The organism is Streptobacillus notomytis, from assembly GCF_001902585.1.
Lineage (GTDB): Bacteria > Fusobacteriota > Fusobacteriia > Fusobacteriales > Leptotrichiaceae > Streptobacillus > Streptobacillus notomytis.
In genome coordinates this window covers 1-16,899 of record NZ_LKKV01000075.1, presented here as the reverse complement: position 1 = coordinate 16,899, position 16,899 = coordinate 1, and the positions used below count along the sequence as shown (strand labels likewise).

The 16,899-nt window shown below is 27.8% G+C and carries 18 protein-coding genes and 1 pseudogene; 17 read left to right on the top strand and 2 right to left on the bottom strand.

Translation table 11 applies throughout. The features are described from left to right. Nucleotides 1-164: 164 nt before the first annotated feature. The 11 genes from BUE91_RS02945 (at nucleotide 165) to BUE91_RS02895 (ending at nucleotide 8,881) form a co-directional block, all read left to right on the top strand. Nucleotides 165-713, top strand: coding sequence for a hypothetical protein (locus BUE91_RS02945; protein WP_244889880.1), 549 nt, complete (start codon nucleotides 165-167; stop codon nucleotides 711-713). Nucleotides 714-1,025: 312 nt separating this feature from the next. Next, a complete protein-coding gene (locus BUE91_RS02940) occupies nucleotides 1,026-1,208 on the top strand; it encodes a hypothetical protein (RefSeq protein WP_073507901.1) in 183 nt (60 codons plus the stop codon). Nucleotides 1,209-1,362: 154 nt separating this feature from the next. Beyond that, nucleotides 1,363-2,850 (top strand): glutamate--tRNA ligase, encoded by a 1,488-nt coding sequence (gene gltX / locus BUE91_RS02935; protein WP_073507900.1) that lies wholly within the window; start codon nucleotides 1,363-1,365, stop codon nucleotides 2,848-2,850. Nucleotides 2,851-2,874: 24 nt separating this feature from the next. Continuing rightward, nucleotides 2,875-3,447, top strand: coding sequence for a TetR/AcrR family transcriptional regulator (locus BUE91_RS02930; RefSeq protein ID WP_066901639.1), 573 nt, complete (start codon nucleotides 2,875-2,877; stop codon nucleotides 3,445-3,447). 178 nt (nucleotides 3,448-3,625) lie between these two features. Next, complete coding sequence (gene rpsB, locus BUE91_RS02925) at nucleotides 3,626-4,399, top strand: 30S ribosomal protein S2 (RefSeq protein ID WP_066901637.1); 774 nt, start codon at nucleotides 3,626-3,628, stop codon at nucleotides 4,397-4,399. A 23-nt stretch (nucleotides 4,400-4,422) separates the two neighbouring features. Next, nucleotides 4,423-5,301: a translation elongation factor Ts gene (gene tsf / locus BUE91_RS02920; RefSeq protein ID WP_066901636.1), complete on the top strand. Its 879-nt coding sequence runs from the start codon at nucleotides 4,423-4,425 to the stop codon at nucleotides 5,299-5,301. Nucleotides 5,302-5,362: 61 nt separating this feature from the next. Next, nucleotides 5,363-6,079, top strand: coding sequence for a UMP kinase (pyrH, locus tag BUE91_RS02915; RefSeq protein WP_066901634.1), 717 nt, complete (start codon nucleotides 5,363-5,365; stop codon nucleotides 6,077-6,079). A gap of 47 nt (nucleotides 6,080-6,126) precedes the next feature. Continuing rightward, nucleotides 6,127-6,684 (top strand): ribosome recycling factor, encoded by a 558-nt coding sequence (gene frr / locus BUE91_RS02910; RefSeq protein WP_066901632.1) that lies wholly within the window; start codon nucleotides 6,127-6,129, stop codon nucleotides 6,682-6,684. A 2-nt stretch (nucleotides 6,685-6,686) separates the two neighbouring features. Beyond that, nucleotides 6,687-7,724 carry a rod shape-determining protein gene (gene mreB / locus BUE91_RS02905; RefSeq protein ID WP_066901630.1) on the top strand — a complete coding sequence of 346 codons (1,038 nt, stop codon included), beginning with the start codon at nucleotides 6,687-6,689 and terminating at the stop codon, nucleotides 7,722-7,724. A 1-nt stretch (nucleotide 7,725) separates the two neighbouring features. Next, a complete protein-coding gene (gene tnpA, locus BUE91_RS02900) occupies nucleotides 7,726-8,166 on the top strand; it encodes an IS200/IS605 family transposase (protein ID WP_066901628.1) in 441 nt (146 codons plus the stop codon). Between the two features lie 145 nt (nucleotides 8,167-8,311). After that, complete coding sequence (locus BUE91_RS02895) at nucleotides 8,312-8,881, top strand: tetratricopeptide repeat protein (RefSeq protein ID WP_073507899.1); 570 nt, start codon at nucleotides 8,312-8,314, stop codon at nucleotides 8,879-8,881. Nucleotides 8,882-8,899: 18 nt separating this feature from the next. Here BUE91_RS02895 and BUE91_RS02890 read toward each other — a convergent pair whose 3' ends face one another. Beyond that, complete coding sequence (locus tag BUE91_RS02890; protein WP_066901624.1) at nucleotides 8,900-9,238, bottom strand: magnetosome magnetite crystal formation protein family; 339 nt, start codon at nucleotides 9,236-9,238, stop codon at nucleotides 8,900-8,902. Between the two features lie 57 nt (nucleotides 9,239-9,295). Next, complete coding sequence (locus BUE91_RS02885; RefSeq protein WP_073507898.1) at nucleotides 9,296-9,742, bottom strand: PTS sugar transporter subunit IIA; 447 nt, start codon at nucleotides 9,740-9,742, stop codon at nucleotides 9,296-9,298. A gap of 284 nt (nucleotides 9,743-10,026) precedes the next feature. On the opposite strand from BUE91_RS02885, the gene BUE91_RS02880 reads away from it, so the two are divergent. The 6 genes and pseudogenes from BUE91_RS02880 to BUE91_RS02855 all read left to right on the top strand — a co-directional run. Beyond that, a complete protein-coding gene (locus BUE91_RS02880) occupies nucleotides 10,027-10,950 on the top strand; it encodes a metal ABC transporter solute-binding protein, Zn/Mn family (protein WP_073507897.1) in 924 nt (307 codons plus the stop codon). A gap of 12 nt (nucleotides 10,951-10,962) precedes the next feature. Further along, entirely contained in the window at nucleotides 10,963-11,673 is a 711-nt protein-coding gene (locus BUE91_RS02875) for a metal ABC transporter ATP-binding protein (protein WP_066901618.1), read from the top strand. Continuing rightward, nucleotides 11,666-12,565 (top strand): metal ABC transporter permease, encoded by a 900-nt coding sequence (locus BUE91_RS02870; protein WP_143605281.1) that lies wholly within the window; start codon nucleotides 11,666-11,668, stop codon nucleotides 12,563-12,565. Before BUE91_RS02875 ends, BUE91_RS02870 begins: the two co-directional genes overlap by 8 nt. Continuing rightward, on the top strand, nucleotides 12,562-13,410 hold the full coding sequence (locus tag BUE91_RS02865; protein ID WP_066901614.1) for a metal ABC transporter permease: 849 nt from the start codon (nucleotides 12,562-12,564) through the stop codon (nucleotides 13,408-13,410). Before BUE91_RS02870 ends, BUE91_RS02865 begins: the two co-directional genes overlap by 4 nt. 253 nt (nucleotides 13,411-13,663) lie before the next feature. Further along, nucleotides 13,664-14,206, top strand: a complete 543-nt coding sequence (locus BUE91_RS02860) for a hypothetical protein (RefSeq protein WP_073507895.1) — start codon at nucleotides 13,664-13,666, stop codon at nucleotides 14,204-14,206. A 24-nt stretch (nucleotides 14,207-14,230) separates the two neighbouring features. Continuing rightward, nucleotides 14,231-16,899, top strand: a pseudogene (locus tag BUE91_RS02855) (adhesin); the annotation flags it as partial.

Genomic DNA, 16,899 nt, shown 5'->3' with positions numbered 1-16,899 from the left:
TAGTTTATTAGTTACATCATCTTGTTTCCATAATCCTTTTATTTGCATTTCATTAGATGCTCCACCCTTGCCACCAACTGCTCCTGATGCACTTCCTGAGCCTCCATTTGCTTTCTCATATGTTATTGGCTTTTCAACTGATACACTTCTATGGCTTAGACGCAGTGTTCAAGAAAGGTGATGCTAAAAATATTACAGTTGATAATGAAGGAACCTATCAAGCCCTAAGTTTAGATTTTGGAGGAAAGAGTACATTTAAGGCAAGAGATAATGTAGAAGTAATATTATCATTAGAAAATGAATATAACTTAAATGGATTAAATAAAAAAGTATATGGAGTATATGTAGATTATATAAAAGATGCCTCAGGATATAAAGAAAATATACATAAGTATGCAGAAAAATATGAAGTGTCAAAACAAGATAGTTTAAGAAAAGCAAAAGATAAGATAAAACCTTTAGTAGAAAACAAACTATCAACTAAAGATGAACTAAACAAAGTAAAACATGAACTAACAATAAAACCAAGACTATCAACAAGATTAAGTTATGTAAATGGGAGATTAATAGTAAATCCATGGATAGGAGCAGAGTTTAATTTATCAAACAACTCTACTAATAATGGAAACAACAATGACAACAAAGACTTTGTCTTAAGAAAAATTGTTATTATCAATTATATTTTTATTAGGAATTATAATGTTTTCTGCTAATGTAACAGGATTAATGTATAGAATTGAAGTTTTTTTAGGTAAAAATATTTTTGAAATAAAAAAAATAATAGGATTTCTAGTAGTTCTATTGAAATTCATGATTTTTTTCAGATTCAGTTAAAATTTTAACTGAATGGGAATCTGAAATTAATTCTAAATTTGATATCATATTTGGATCAATTTTCACTTTAGGTGTTATAACAGTTAAATTAAGTGTTGTTTTAGAAATAGTTCCAAGTTTAATTTTGGAAGGAAAAACTTAAAATATATATAGGTTTAGAAAGTGGAGTAGGACTTGTAGTTAATTTGAATGTGAATTATAGTTCAATAAATTCTGTACCTTTGATTGATAGGGGTTCATTTACATCTAAAACTAAGGCTTCATTGGGAATTAAAGTAAATGATAAATATAATTTAGCCCTTTATTATAATAAAGATTTTTTCAATATACATAATAAAGGAATTCTTGGAATAGAGTCGGGGGATACATTTTAGACAGTATTAATATTACTGTCTTTTTTTAATTTGAGAACTTTCATCAGCTAATTAAAATGTTTATAATTTATTTTCTAAATAATATATAAAAAACTAGACAAATATAGATAAAAGTGATATATTTAAAAAAATATGAGATATGAAAGGTTGAATAATGGGAAAAAGAGTTAGAGTTAGAATAGCACCTTCTCCAACGGGAGATCCACATGTGGGTACTGCATATATAGGATTATTTAATTATGCTTTTGCACATCATAATTCAGGAGATTTTATACTAAGAATAGAAGATACTGATAGAACAAGATTTTCTTCTGATTCAGAACAACAAATATTTGATGCTATGAAATGGTTGGGGCTTAATTATACAGAAGGTCCAGATTTAGGTGGTCCTTTTGGTCCATATAGACAATCTGAAAGATTTGATATATATAAAGAGTATGCAGTTTCTTTAGTAGAAAAAGGAGAAGCATATTATTCATTTGAAACACCAGAAGAATTAGAAATAATGAGAGAAAGACAAAAAGCTATGGGACTTCCACCTATGTATGATAGAAGATCAAGAAATTTAACTAAGGAACAGGTAGAAGAAAATTTAACTAAGGGATTACCTTACGTAATAAGGTTGAAAATGCCACTTGATGGTCAAACAATCGTTGAAGATGGGTTAAGAGGTAAGATTTTCTTTGATAATGATAAAATAGATGATCAAATATTGTTAAAATCAGATGGCTATCCAACATATCATTTAGCTAATATAGTTGATGATCACTTAATGGGTGTAACACATGTAATACGTGCTGAAGAATGGATAGCTTCAACACCTAAACATATACAACTATATAAAGCGTTTGGATGGGACGAACCAAAATGGTTTCATATGCCTTTATTAAGAAATTCTGATAAAACTAAAATTTCTAAGAGGAAAAATCCTGTTTCATTAAATTATTACAAGGAAGAGGGATATTTAAAAGAAGGAATATTAAATTTTCTTGCTTTAATGGGATGGAGCTTAGGTGGAGAAAAGGAAATATTCACACTTGATGAAATGATAGAAAACTTTAGTTTTGATAGAATATCTTTAGGAGGACCTGTTTTTGATTTAGTTAAATTAGCTTGGGTTAATAATCAACATATGAAATTAAAACCTATATCTGAATTAACAGATTTAGCTATACCTTTTATTGAAAAAGAGGGTTATGATATTTCTAAATTTAGTAGAGAAAAATTAGAAAGAATGGTAGAGATTACAAGAGAGGGATCACATACATTAAAAGAATTAGCTAAGAACTTAGATGTTTTCTTTGTAGATGAAATTATCTTACCAAAAATTACTGAGGATATGAATAAAAAAGACAGAAAAGCTATAGAAAGAGTACATGAGGCACTATCTTCAGAAGAAGGTAAAAAATCAATAGAATTATTTTTAAGTAAACTAAATTCTTTAGGTGAACAGTTAGATGAAGAAGTAATTAAAGATATACTTCATAAATTACCAGAAGAATTAAATGAGGGTATAGGTAAAGTGTTAATGCCTATTAGAGCTTCTTTAACTGGTAAATCTAAAGGTCCTGATCTATATTCTATAATTTCAATAATAGGAAAAGAAAAAACAATAAGAAGAATAAATTCTGAAAAAAATTAATAGAACTAGAAGGAGAAAGAAATAATGAAAAAAAGGATAAAAGCTAAGGATTTAATTAGAATAGCTTTTGCTAAGGTACTTAAAATAAAGCCTTATTATAAAATAACGGTAAAAGAATTAACAGAAGAAAGCGGAGTTACTAGACAAATTTTTTACTATTATTTCAAAAATATGACAGAATTACTTAGATACTATTTTGAAGTAGAAATGCAAGAAATATTGAAAATCAAAAGAAAATTTAATAATTTTGAAGATGCATACCTTTTATTCTTTAGATCAATGTTAGAAAGAAAAGATGTGTTGGTTAATATTAATCAATCTGAATCATGTGGACTATTAAGAGAAGCATTTGAAATTATGAGCAAAAGACTTTTTGAAATACTATTTGCTGAGACTTTGTTAAAGTACAATGTTTCAGATAAAGATAAGAATTTCTTATTAAATTACTATAAAGTTGCTTTTGCTTCAGTAGCTTATGAATGGTTAAATGATGGAATGGAAGAAGAAGCTAAATATTTAGTAAGAAATTTATCTATATTAATAGATCAATCATTAATTCAAATTTTAGAAAAATTTCAAGAAAATCAGAATGTCTAAATTTAAAAATTTAGGCATTCTTAAATAGAGGCTATAGCTTGACACTATAAATTAATAGTGATATAATGACAAAGGACAAACACACTCTGTTTTTTTCATTTGTATGGTGCCAATAATATTTGGGTTTGCAAATGGACAAGAGTGGATGAAAAAACCAAAAATCAAGGAGGAAAATGAAATGTCAGTAATTTCAATGAAAGAATTATTAGAAGTAGGTGCACATTTTGGACACCAAGCTAAAAGATGGAATCCTAAAATGAAACCATATATTTATGCAGAAAGAAATGGGTTACACATTTTAGATTTACAACAAACTTTAGTATCAACAGAGAAAGCTTATGAATTTGTAAGAGAAATAGCAAGTGAAGGTGGAAAAGTACTATTTGTTGGAACTAAAAAACAAGCTCAAGAAGCTATGAAAGAAGAAGCAGAAAGATGTGGAGGATTCTACGTTAACCAAAGATGGTTAGGTGGGTTATTAACTAACTTAGAAACTATCAAAAAAAGAGTTAAAAAATTAAAAGAATTAGAAGAAATGGAAGCAGACGGAATCTTAGATGAAGCTTATACTAAAAAAGAAGCAGCTATTTTAAGAAAAGAAATGGAAAAATTACAAAAAAATGTTGGTGGAATTAAAGAAATGAATACTTTACCGGCAGCTTTATTTGTTGTAGATATTAAAAAAGAATTCTTAGCTTTAGAAGAAGCAGCTAAACTTGGAATACCTGTTATAGCTTTAATAGATTCAAATGTAGATCCAGATTTAGTAACTTATAGAATACCTGCAAATGATGATGCAATTAGATCAATTAAATTATTTTCAAAAGTAATTTCTCAAGCAGTTATTGAAGCTAACGGTGGACAAGAAAATGAATACACTCCGGCAGAACTTGAAACAGCAGAAATTTTAGAAGAAGATTTCGTAGTTGAAAAAGAAGAAATAGAAGAATAATAAGTTAAATAGGAGGAAGCATTATGGCAAGTGCAGCAGATATAAAAGTATTAAGAGAAAGAACAGGAGCTGGAATGCTTGATTGTAAAAAAGCATTAGAAGCTAATGGTGGAGACATAGAAAAATCAATAGATTGGTTAAGAGAAAAAGGAATAGCTAAAGCAGCTAAAAAATCAGGTAGAGTTGCAGCAGAAGGACTAGTATTTGGTGGAGAATTAGATAACTTAGGTGTTATAATTGAATTTAACTCAGAAACAGACTTCGTTGCTAAAAATGATGATTTTAAAAACTTTGGAGTTAAATTAGTAGAACTTGCATTAAAAAACAAAACAGCAACAGTTGAAGAATTAAAAGCAGTTGAAGTTGATGGAATGACAATTGATAATCAATTAACAGAATTAATTGCAAAAATTGGAGAAAACTTAAATATTAGAAGATTAGTTTTAGTTGAAGCAAAAGGATTTGTAGTAAACTATATTCACTTAGGTGGAAAAATAGGAGTTTTAGTTGAAGTTGATGGAGAAAACACTCCAGAAAATCATGAAAAAGCAAAAGGTGTAGCAATGCACATTGCAGCTATGGATCCAGCTTACTTAAGTAGAGAGCAAGTTACAGCTTCAGATTTAGAAAGAGAAAGAGAAATAGCAAGAGTTCAATTATTAGAAGAAGGAAAACCAGAAGCTATAGTTGAAAAAATATTAGAAGGTAAAATGAGAAAATTCTATGAAGAAAACTGTCTATTAGAACAAAAATATGTAAGAGATGATAAAGTGTCAATTAAAGAATTCATAGCTCCTTCATCAATTGCAGGATTTGCAAGATACAAAGTTGGAGAAGGAATTGAAAAAGTTGAAACTGATTTCGCAGCTGAAGTTGCAGCACAAATAGCAAGTACAAAATAATAAAACATAAGGGAGAGTTTAAGTAATTAAACTCTTTTTTATCAAACGGAGGTAAAATTTTATGTTAAAACATAAAAGGATATTATTAAAACTAAGTGGTGAAGCTTTAGCTGGAGATAAGGATTTTGGTTTTTCTGATGATATTTTACATAGCTTTGCTAAACAAATTAAAGAAATACATGATGAAGGTGTAGAACTTGCAATAGTAATTGGGGGAGGAAATATCTTTAGAGGTAAATTTGGTGAAGAAGTTGGTATGGATAGATCAACTGGAGATACCATGGGAATGCTTGCAACAGTAATGAATGGTTTAGCACTGCAAAATGCTATAGAAAAAATTGGTGGAGTATCTACAAGAGTTTTAACGGCTATAAATATGCCTCAAGTTGCAGAACCGTTTATAAGAAGAAGGGCTATTAGACATTTAGAAAAAGGAAGAGTAGTAATATTTGCAGGTGGAACAGGTAATCCATACTTTACTACAGATTCAGGTGGAGCTCTAAGGGCTATAGAAATTGAAGCTGATGTTTTAGCTAAAGGTACAAAAGTTGATGGGATTTATGATAAAGATCCTGTTAAATATACAGATGCCATTAGATATGAAGAAATTACCTTTAAAGAAGCATTAAGTAAAGATTTAAAAGTAATGGATGCAACTGCTTTGTCATTATGTAGAGAAAATAATATGCCTATAATAGTGTTTAATGCTTTAAAAGATGGAAACATGTTAAAGCTTGCAAAAGGAGAAAAAATAGGAACTATAGTAAAAAATGATTAATTATGTGATATAATATCGTTGTAAATAAAAAATGGAAGGAAAACAATATGGTGGAAGAACTATTATTAGAAGTTGAAGAAAAAATGGAAAAAACGTTGGAAAGTACAAAAGTTCGTTTTTCTCATGTTAGAGCAGGGCGTGCAAATGTTTCTATGGTTGATGGAGTTTTAGTTGATTATTATGGTCAAATGTCTCCGTTAAATCAGGTTGGATCAGTTACTGCCCCAGAACCAAGATTATTAGTTATAGATCCTTGGGATAAATCATTAATATCAGTTATAGAAAAAGCAATACTTGCTGCAAATATTGGATTTACTCCCTCAAATGATGGTAGAATTATTAGACTTGTAGTACCTGAATTAACAGAAGATAGAAGAAAAGAATATGTAAAGGTTGTAAAAAAAGAAGCAGAAGAAGGTAAAGTTGCAGCTAGAAATATAAGAAAAGACTATAATAATAAAGTTAGAAAAATGGAAAAGGATTCTGAAATTACAGAAGATGATTTAAAACACATAGAAGAGAAAATTCAAAAATTAACAGATGAATGTATTAAACATATAGATGAATTGCTAACTAAAAAAGAAAAAGAATTGCTAAGTATTTAGATATGATATTTGACTCATTAATTAATTTCTTTAGAATAAAGAAACAAATATCTATAGATTTAGGTACATCAAATGTTCTTTTTTATGATAAACATGCAAAAAAAATTGTTTTAAACGAACCTTCTGTTATAGTTAAAGATAAAAAAACAGGTGAAATTATTGCTGTAGGGAAAGAAGCAAAAGAAATGCTAGGTAAAAATCCCAAAAGCTTAGAAGTAATTAAACCACTTAGAGATGGAGTTATATCTGATATAGATTCAACAAGAAAAATGCTTTCAGAATTTATGAGAAAGGTATATGGTATCTCACCATTTAGACCCGAAGTAATAATTTGTGTTCCAATAGAGGTTACTAAAGTAGAAATACGTACTCTTTTTGATGCCTTAGATGATGTTAAAAGAATATTTTTAATAGAAGAAGGAAGAGCTGCTGTAATGGGGGCAGGGGTTAATATTTCAAATCCTAGTGGTAATATGGTTATAGATATAGGTGGAGGATCTACTGACATAGCAATATTATCTCTAGATGAAATCATAGTTTCTAAATCAATAAGGATAGCTGGTAATAAATTAGATGAAGATATAGTAAAATATGTTAAAGAAAAACTATATTTAAATATTGGAGACAGAACTGCAGAGAAAATCAAAAAAGAATTATCTACTGCTATATTTGTTCCTGAAGAAGAAAATAAAAAATTAAAAATCAAAGGATTAGATATGAGTAATAAGAGACCTAAAGAACTTGTTATTACATCTAATCAAGTTTGTGAAGCGATAAAAGACTCATTAGCTGTTTTAATATCAGCAGCAAAAGATGTATTAGGAAAATGTCCACCAGAACTTGCATCAGATATATTAGATAATGGTATAGTATTAACTGGTGGAGGAGCTTTAATTTCTAATTTAGATAAGTTAATAGAAAATGAAGTTACAGTAAAAGTACATGTTCCAGATTCACCACTTCATTCAGTTGCAGTGGGTGGAAGTTATGCATTTGATAATGAGAATCTTTTAAATACGCTTTTAGTAAAGGAAAATTAAAATGGAAATATACGGAAATAATCATTCTGTTTTTGCTTTGTATTATCAATTAGTATTAGTTACTAAAAGTAGAAGTAAAATATTTAATGAAGATATTACAAAGTATGCAATAAATAAATTTAGAGAAATTTCAAAAAACTATTTAATAGAACTATATGATTATAGTTATGAAGAAGATCATTTTCATATTAAATTTAAAGCACATCCTAAAAGTGAAATTTCTAAATTTATTAATGCATATAAGAGTGCGACTTCAAGATTGATAAAAAAAGAGTTTGAATATGTTAATACTATATTAAAAGATGGGAGTGTATGGGAAAAAACATATTTTTTAATCACAGAAGGAGTACCGAGTCAGGATATGATAAACCATTATATAAAAACAAAAATTAAATGTGATATAATGGAACATGATTGTGATTGTTTTGGTTGTAAAGAATAGATATAAATATGACTTAGAAGGTATTATACTTTCTAAGTTTTTTTATTTATTTTTTATGGTTAAAGGTCTATTAAGTTAATTGATTTTTGTCAGTAAATATGATAGTATATATATGTAAAAAGAATTATTGAAAGGAAAGATATTTATGTTATCGACATTAGTTTTTAGAGAATTTAGATATAACGGGAATATAGATGATTTTAAAACAGAATTAAAATCAAAAATTACTGAAAACCCAAAGGATATAGATTCATTAAAAAAACTTGCAGGTATATATCATGCGTATTCAGAAAATGATAAGGCGATCAAGTTATATGAAGAGTTATCAAAATATCTTCCAAATGATCATGAAGTTGAAGGTTATCTAGGTTATCTATATTATGAAAATTCAAATTTAAATGAAGCTGAAGAAAGATTAAAGAATGCTCTTTATTTAAGTGAAAAAGAGCCGTTTTTATTGTTTCTTTTAGGTAATGTATATTCAAGAAAAGGGATGCTTATGGAAGCACTAGATTGTTATGAGCTTGCAATATTTCTAGATTTTGATATGTATGGAGCACATATAGATTTTGGAAGAAAATATGAGCATATGGGAAGACATAGAAGAGCTTTAAAAGAATTTAGGGCTGCATATAATATAGATTCAAGAGATGAAGAATTATTAAAGAAAATAGAACATGTAGAAAATAGAATAAAAGAATCAGAAAATAAATAGGAGACTTAAACAAGTCTCCTATAGTTTTATATATTCAAATATTTTTTTCATGAAATCAAATTTAAAACTTTCCCCTTTATAAGCATGTATTGATGTAACTAATACTAGTATCAATATTATTAAAAATGATAAAACTGAAATTGAAGAAGCTAGGTTAGTATCTTTAAATAGAGTAACCACAAAAGAAAAGAACGAGAATATCATACCTTGTTTTGCGTAATCTCTTACAAATTCATTTTCTTTTTCTAAAATTAATCCACCAACACTAAATATAAGACCTAGGAATGGAGATAATGATATAATTAAAATAGCAGTTGCAACTAAATTTTCGTTTATATTTCCTATAGATTTTTTCAAAATTATCAACCTCACTTTCATAATCATTATATCAAAATTATTGATTAATGTCTAATGTTAATAAATTTGATTTAGTAATTTTAACACTTTTTCCTTATTTTCACAATGTTTTAATATATGTACTTTTTCAGAGTCGATAATATTTCTTGCTAAAGTCATTAAAATATCTATGTATAAATCATCATGTCTAGGTTTAATAAGTACAGCACAAATATATTTAACTTTATCTTCTGCTTCATTCCAAATTAAAGCATTTTTTAAACGTATAAATACTATTGTATTTTCTAATACTTTTGTACTTTTTAAATGAGGAATTGCAAATTTAGAACCAAGGAAGGTAGTTACTTCACTTTCTTTTTTATGAAATTTCTGTAAAATTCTTCCAGGATTTTCAATTCTTTCTAGTTTAACTAGATTTTCTACTATGAACTCAAATAATTCATTCTTATTTGAAATTTCTAAATTTTCAAAAAATACATTTTCATCACATAATTTTATAGACATAGTTATCAACTCCTAAAATAGTATATATTAAAGTATACCTTAAAAATATATAAGTTCAAATATATAAAAATGTTTTTTTGAGGAAATAAAGAGTGGAGTTTGAAAAATATTACTTTTTGACAATTAATACTTTGATTATATATAAATTAATAAATATCAAATTAAAATTATAGCTAGTAAAAATATAGGTAAATTGCAATTTTCAGGGATAATAATTTGATTGACAAAATATTTAAAATGTTGTAATATTAGTTTGATTTAAAAATTAAGAAAGAGGGATGAAAATGAAGACGTTAAAAAAGTTTTTATTAGCATTAGTGCTAACAGTATTTGCATTTTCATGTGGTAGTAAATCTACAGAAAATTCAAAAGCAGATGAAGGAGAAATTAAAGTAACAACAACTTTAAATTACTACGTAAATTTATTAGAAGAAATAGGTAAAGATAAAGTTAAAGTAACTGGATTAATGGGTGAAGGTGAAGATCCACACTTATACGTTGCAACTGCAGGAGATATTGAAAAATTAGAAAATGCGGACTTGGTTGTTTATGGTGGGTTACATTTAGAAGGTAAAATGGTTGAAATATTTGAAAACTTAAAAGATAAAGCTGTATTAGATTTAGGAGCTCAACTTGATCCTTCAAAATTAGTTGAAGAAGAAAAAGGAGTATATGATCCTCACGTATGGTTTAATACAGAATTTTGGGCAATTCAGGCAAAAGCAGTTGCTAATAAATTATCAGAGCTTGATCCAGCTAACAAGGAATTTTATATAAACAACTTAGCATCATATTTAAAAGAATTAGATAAAGCAACTAAATATGTACAAGATAAAATAAATGAAATACCTGAAAACTCAAGAGTGTTAATTACAGCTCATGATGCATTTGGATACTTTGCAAGTCAATTTGGATTAGAAGTTAAAGCTATACAAGGTGTTTCAACTGATTCAGAAATAGGAACAAAAGAAATTAACGAATTAGCTGATTTCATAGTAGCTAATAAAATAAAAGCAATATTTGTTGAAAGTTCAGTAAACCATAAGAGTATAGAATCACTTCAAGAAGCAGTTAGAGCAAAAGGATTTGAAGTAAAAATAGGTGGAGAATTATACTCAGATTCTATGGGTGATGCAGAACATAATACTGACACATATATTAAAACTTTAAAATTCAATGCTGATACTATAGCAAACGCTTTAAAATAAGGATTAGATAATATGAAGGTTATAGAAATTAAGGATTTAGTAGTTACTTATGATTTAGAACCTGTACTTGAAAATGTTAATCTTGAAATAGAAAAAGGAGATTTAATGGCCCTAGTAGGTCCAAATGGTGCAGGAAAATCAACGCTGATTAAAACCATACTAGAGTTTATTAAACCAGTAGTGGGAACAGTAAAAATTAATGGTAAAGAATATAGACAAGAAAAGAAGAAAATAGCATATGTTCCACAAAGAGGAAGCGTAGATTGGGATTTCCCTACTACTCTTTTTGATGTAGTAATGATGGGATGTTATGGAAGAGTTGGATTTTTGAAAAAAATATCAAAAGAAGAAAAAGAAAAAGTTGACAATGCAATAAAACAAGTTGAAATGATAGAATTTAAAGATAGACAAATATCGGAACTTTCTGGTGGGCAACAACAAAGAGCGTTTCTTGCAAGAGCTTTAGTTCAAGATGCAGAAATATATTTGATGGATGAACCTTTTCAAGGTGTTGATGCTATTACAGAAAAATCAATAATAAAAATATTAAAAGAATTAAAAAACCAAGGAAAAACTGTAATAGTGGTGCATCATGATTTACAAACAGTAGAAGAATACTTTGATAGCGTTACATTTATAAATAAAAGTATAGTAACTAGTGGTAAAGTAAAAGATGTTTATACTAAAGAAAATATAGAAAGAACATATAGTAGAAATGTTTGATTTATTATTAAATAGTTATACATTTAAGATAGTTGCTATAGGATGTAGTTTACTTGGAATGATTAGCGCTATTATAGGGACATTCGCTGTTTTAAAAAAAGAAAGTTTATTAGGAGATGGAGTTGCACATTCTTCTCTTGCAGGTATTTGTATTGCGTTTTTGTTAACAGGTAAAAGAGAATTATTTATACTTTTAATTGGTGCTTTGATAATGGGACTTATTTGTGTTTTACTTATACATTATATAGGAACTAATTCTAAGGTTAAATTTGATAGTGCAATAGCTCTAATACTTTCTACTTTTTTTGGATTGGGGCTTGTATTATTAACATATTTAAAAAGAGTTCATGGTGCTAAAAAAGCAGGATTAAGTAATTTCATATTTGGTCAGGCTTCTACATTAATATTAAAAGATATATATTTAATAACTGTTGTAGGATTAATATTATTAGCATTGGTAATATTTTTTTGGAAAGAAATTAAAATAAGTATTTTTGATAAAGAATATGCAAAAACTATAGGAATTAATAGTGATAGATATAGATTATTAGTTTCTGTGATGATAGTAATTAATGTAATTATTGGACTTCAAATAGCAGGAGTTGTATTAATGACAGCTATGATGATATCTCCTGTAGTTGCAGCAAGACAATGGAGTAATAAATTAAATATTGTAGTTATTTTATCATCTGTGTTTGGAGCAATTTCTGGATTTGTTGGAAGTTTAAGTTCTAGTTTAAATACTTCATTACCTACAGGTCCAGTTATAGTGGTAACATTATCTATATTTGTAATATTTAGTATGCTTTTTTCTAATAAAAGAGGACTAATATATAGATATATTAAAAGGAAGAAATTTGAAAGAGAAATAAAAAGGAAGTGGGCAAGATGAGTTCAAGTTTAATAATACTTACTGTTGCTGTATTAACAGCTATTTCTTGCTCTATATTAGGAGTATTTTTAGTACTTAAGAATATGAGTATGTTGACAGATGCCATTAGTCATACAATATTACTTGGTATAGTACTTTCGTTTTTTATTGTAAAGAGTTTAGATTCGCCATTACTTGTATTAGGGGCAACCTTAGTGGGATTAGTTACAGTTTATCTAGTAGAATTAATTACTAGCTCAAAGTTAGTAAAAGAAGATGCTGCCATAGGTGTAGTATTATCTTTCCTATTTTCAGTAGCTGTAATTTTAATATCTAAATATACTGCAAATGTACATTTAGATATAGATGCTGTATTATTAGGTGAAATAGCCTTTGTACCATTTTATAATATGCATATATTTGGCATAACTATTTCAAAATCTATAGTTTATGGTCTTATTATATGTCTAATAAATATATCTTTTGTAACAATATTCTTTAAGGAATTAAAAATATCGATATTTGATAAGGCATTAGCGTTTTCACTAGGACTTTTTCCTAGTTTAATACATTATATTTTAATGACATTAGTATCTACAACTGCAGTTATAGCATTTGAATCTGTTGGAGCTATGTTATTAATATCGTTTATGATAGGTCCACCAATTAGCGCATATTTAATTTCTAAAGATATAAAAAGTATGATATTTATTAGTGTAATCATAGATATAATTGCTTCTGTGATAGGTTATTATATAGCCATATACTTAGATATTTCTATAGCAGGTATGATAGCAGTAGTTATAGGAATTATATTTTTATTTGTGTTTATTTATAGAAAAATTACGAATAAATATTTGATGTAAATCCTCGTCAAGAGGATTTTTTATTTAGCATTATGAAAATTATTTATATAAACTTAAAAAAATTTGATTTTAAAATAAAACTTTATTTTACACTATATACTTTATATTTAGAATATTTTAGTTATTATAAACTATTCGTAGACAAAACAAAAGATTGACAAAATATATGGGGGGGGGGTATAATTAAAGAAAATATTAAATAAAAGGAGGAATATAGTAGAATTAATTATTAATAATACTATAAAGTTACGATTTGAAAAAAATAGTTGATAGATATAAATTCATTTATTTTTTAATCTTTATACTAGGAAACTTAATATTTTCACGAAATACAGATTATTATAATTTAATAATAAATCAGAGATTAAGTGTAATAACAGGAATGAAAGAGCTATATTCAAAGAAGAGGAACTTTGATATTTTAGCAAATGTAATATCAGCAGATGAGATATTAAGGCAAATACCTAAATATGAAGAAAAGAAAATAAAAGAACTACACTTATACTTTCCAGATGTAGATTATTTAGAAAAATATATAGAAGATGTTTCTAAAAAAGTCGATAACATATACATATATTTATTTAACTTTAAAATTGATGATAGATATATGAAAAATAGAGATTATATAACATATGAAATTAAAAATATTAATAAAAAGGTAGAAAAACTAAATAATGTGAAAATTTTAAAAGTTAGTTTAACTGGAAAAGATTTATCAGAAATCTTTTTAGAGAGTTTAACAGAAGAAAAGATAGATGTAGATTATTTTAATAAGTATTTAAGGGTAGAGGAATAAATTAAAAAGGAATGAATAAAAAATATGAGTAAAATACAGGAGTTAAAAAGGTTTTTAAAGACTTTTTTAAAAGGTAAAGTTAGTATAGATGAAAAAGTAGTTATAATGTATATTATGCTTGGATTTACAGGATTATCTACAATATCTTATGGATCTTGGTTAGCAATAAATGATAATACAGGTGCAGCTGGATCAGATGGTGGAGGTAGTAATACTTATCATGGTTCAGATAATCAGAAGAATAATACAATACTAGCAAAATATGAAGATTCATATAAAACTGAGAATTCAGTAATAATAGGAGCTGGAGGAAGAACATACGGTAAAGGTTCAGAAAATGTAGTAATAGGATTTAATGCACAATCAGAAAATAAACAAAGTGTAGTAATAGGAGCTAATACAAAGTCAGATTTGCAAAATTCTGTAGTTCTTGGTTCTCATGCATATGTATATAAAGATCACTTTAATACTAATAATGGTGTAGAGGAAAATGGTGGGCAAGGAGTTTCTATAGGGAACTCTGTTTTTTCTACTGGACAAGCAACATCTGTAGGAAATAATACTTATGCTATAGGAAGATCTTCTATAGCTATAGGTAATGATGATGTATCTTCATATACTCAACCAGTTACAGATCATGATTATAAGGAATATTTTAAAAAACTTTATGAGAAAATAGATAAAAAAGGAGAAGTGTATGGTTATGTAAGCAATGGACAAGGAAAAACTGATGATAAAAAACATAAATACTCACCAACACTAGCCCAAGGACATGGATCAATAGCCATAGGTTCTAGGTCCATAGCTTATGCTGATGGAGCAACAGCTTTAGGAACTCTTGCATATGCTTTAAAGAAAGGTTCAACAGCAGTAGGAACACTAACAAGAGCAGAAGGAGAAGGGGCAATAGCAATAGGAAGAGAGACTAATGTATTTTCTCCAAATGCTATAGCTTCAGGTAATAAGACACTAGTTTTATCAGAAGGTGGAGCAGCATACGGATTTTCAGCCATTTCAGGAGGACAAAACTCTATAGCAATAGGAACAGATGTTTATTCTAATGTTGACTATGATTATGATAGTAAAGTAATGTTAGGTGGAAATCAAAGATCTGCTGAACTTAGATTATTTGGAGACTTAGATAATTATGGAGAAGTAAGTAATAAAGAGGATAAAAGAGGCTTGTATGGATTTGATTTAAATGGAGTAGCTAAAACTATTCTAGGACTTGGAGAACATGAACCACAATCTTATGTAAAGGATGGGAAAAAAGGAGATTACTTAAACAGTGGAGATTATTTCTCATATTACAAAACTTACATAGATGGTATAGAACAAGGATTAAACAATGCCAAGGATCAAGGTAAAGAAACAAATGCACTAAGAATAAAAACAGAAGAAAAAAACGGAGTAAAAGACATAGCTAAAAGTAGTGGAAAAAATGCAATAGTTATAGGAAGTAAATCAGGAGCCTTTGGAGACAATGCTATAGCATTGGGAAGAGGGTCATTTTCACTTAAAGAAAATTCTATATCTATAGGATCTTATTCATATACTAAAGATAAGAATTCAATAGCTATAGGTATAGCATCAAGAGCTCTAGCAGAAGGTTCAATAACATTTGGAAATGGAGCTGGAGTAGACATTGATGGAAAAAACTCTATGGTATATGGACATGGATCAGTAGCTTATGCTCCAAATTCAGTAATACTAGGAATAAACTCACGTCTATGGGGAGGTAAAGATGCAGGAGATTCTATCATAATAGGTAATGATGCTATTGTAGATAATTTAAAAGAAAATAATAAATTAGTAGATGGACACAATGGGAAATCAGTATTAGCATTAGGAAATAAAACAAATGCAACATTAGATAACTCAGTAGCTTTAGGATACTTATCTGCAACAGATTACACACAAGCAGATTTAAATAAGCCAGGATACACTGCAAGAGGATCATATTCAATACCAAGTTCTGCTAAAGTAGGAGTAATCTCAGTAGGTAAAAAGGGGTATGAAAGAAGAATAATAAATGTAGCTAGTGGATATAGAGATTCGGATGCAGTAAATGTAGCCCAACTTAAAACATTAGAAGATAGATTAGATGGAGCAACAGAAGAATTAGATGACAAGGTTAGATATTTTTCTGTAAATGCAGAAAATGATTTAAAAGATATAGTAAGAAAAGAAATAGATTATAAAAATTATGTTAAATTAAAAGCACAAATGTTGACAATAGATGCAAGAAAAGAAAATGGAGAAACAATAAATGATGCTAGCATTAATGAGTTAAAAACTAAATTATCAGAATTAGAGAAAAAAGATGTAATGAATAAAGCTACTTCTATTAATGGACTAAGTTCTGTTAGTGATAATAAGTATAAAACTAATAATAAATTTGATATAGATAAATATATAAAAGATTTAGAGGAAGCAAGAGAAAAAGACTTGTCTAACGTTGATAAAGTATTAACAGAAGCAGAAAAAAAGAGAATAGAGGAAGAAAATTATTCTAATAAAGGGGCAAAAGGGAAAGATTCAATAGCAATAGGGCATAAGGCAGGAACAGAAACAGCAGCAGAAAATGCAATAGCAATAGGAAATGGAGCAAAAGCAACAGCTAAAGATAGTATAGTGTTAGGTAGCTTTTCTAAGAATACGGCTGATATAAATAAATCAGGATATGATGTTAC

Coding starts and splice junctions, on each gene's coding strand:
- BUE91_RS02930 (WP_066901639.1), top strand. CDS start 2,875: ATGAAAAAAAGGATAAAAGCTAAGGATTTAATTAGAATAGCTTTTGCT.
- BUE91_RS02895 (WP_073507899.1), top strand. CDS start 8,312: ATGTTATCGACATTAGTTTTTAGAGAATTTAGATATAACGGGAATATA.
- tnpA (WP_066901628.1), top strand. CDS start 7,726: ATGGAAATATACGGAAATAATCATTCTGTTTTTGCTTTGTATTATCAA.
- tsf (WP_066901636.1), top strand. CDS start 4,423: ATGGCAAGTGCAGCAGATATAAAAGTATTAAGAGAAAGAACAGGAGCT.
- mreB (WP_066901630.1), top strand. CDS start 6,687: ATGATATTTGACTCATTAATTAATTTCTTTAGAATAAAGAAACAAATA.
- pyrH (WP_066901634.1), top strand. CDS start 5,363: ATGTTAAAACATAAAAGGATATTATTAAAACTAAGTGGTGAAGCTTTA.
- BUE91_RS02870 (WP_143605281.1), top strand. CDS start 11,666: ATGTTTGATTTATTATTAAATAGTTATACATTTAAGATAGTTGCTATA.
- gltX (WP_073507900.1), top strand. CDS start 1,363: ATGGGAAAAAGAGTTAGAGTTAGAATAGCACCTTCTCCAACGGGAGAT.
- frr (WP_066901632.1), top strand. CDS start 6,127: ATGGTGGAAGAACTATTATTAGAAGTTGAAGAAAAAATGGAAAAAACG.
- BUE91_RS02885 (WP_073507898.1), bottom strand. CDS start 9,742: ATGTCTATAAAATTATGTGATGAAAATGTATTTTTTGAAAATTTAGAA.
- BUE91_RS02880 (WP_073507897.1), top strand. CDS start 10,027: ATGAAGACGTTAAAAAAGTTTTTATTAGCATTAGTGCTAACAGTATTT.
- BUE91_RS02865 (WP_066901614.1), top strand. CDS start 12,562: ATGAGTTCAAGTTTAATAATACTTACTGTTGCTGTATTAACAGCTATT.
- rpsB (WP_066901637.1), top strand. CDS start 3,626: ATGTCAGTAATTTCAATGAAAGAATTATTAGAAGTAGGTGCACATTTT.
- BUE91_RS02875 (WP_066901618.1), top strand. CDS start 10,963: ATGAAGGTTATAGAAATTAAGGATTTAGTAGTTACTTATGATTTAGAA.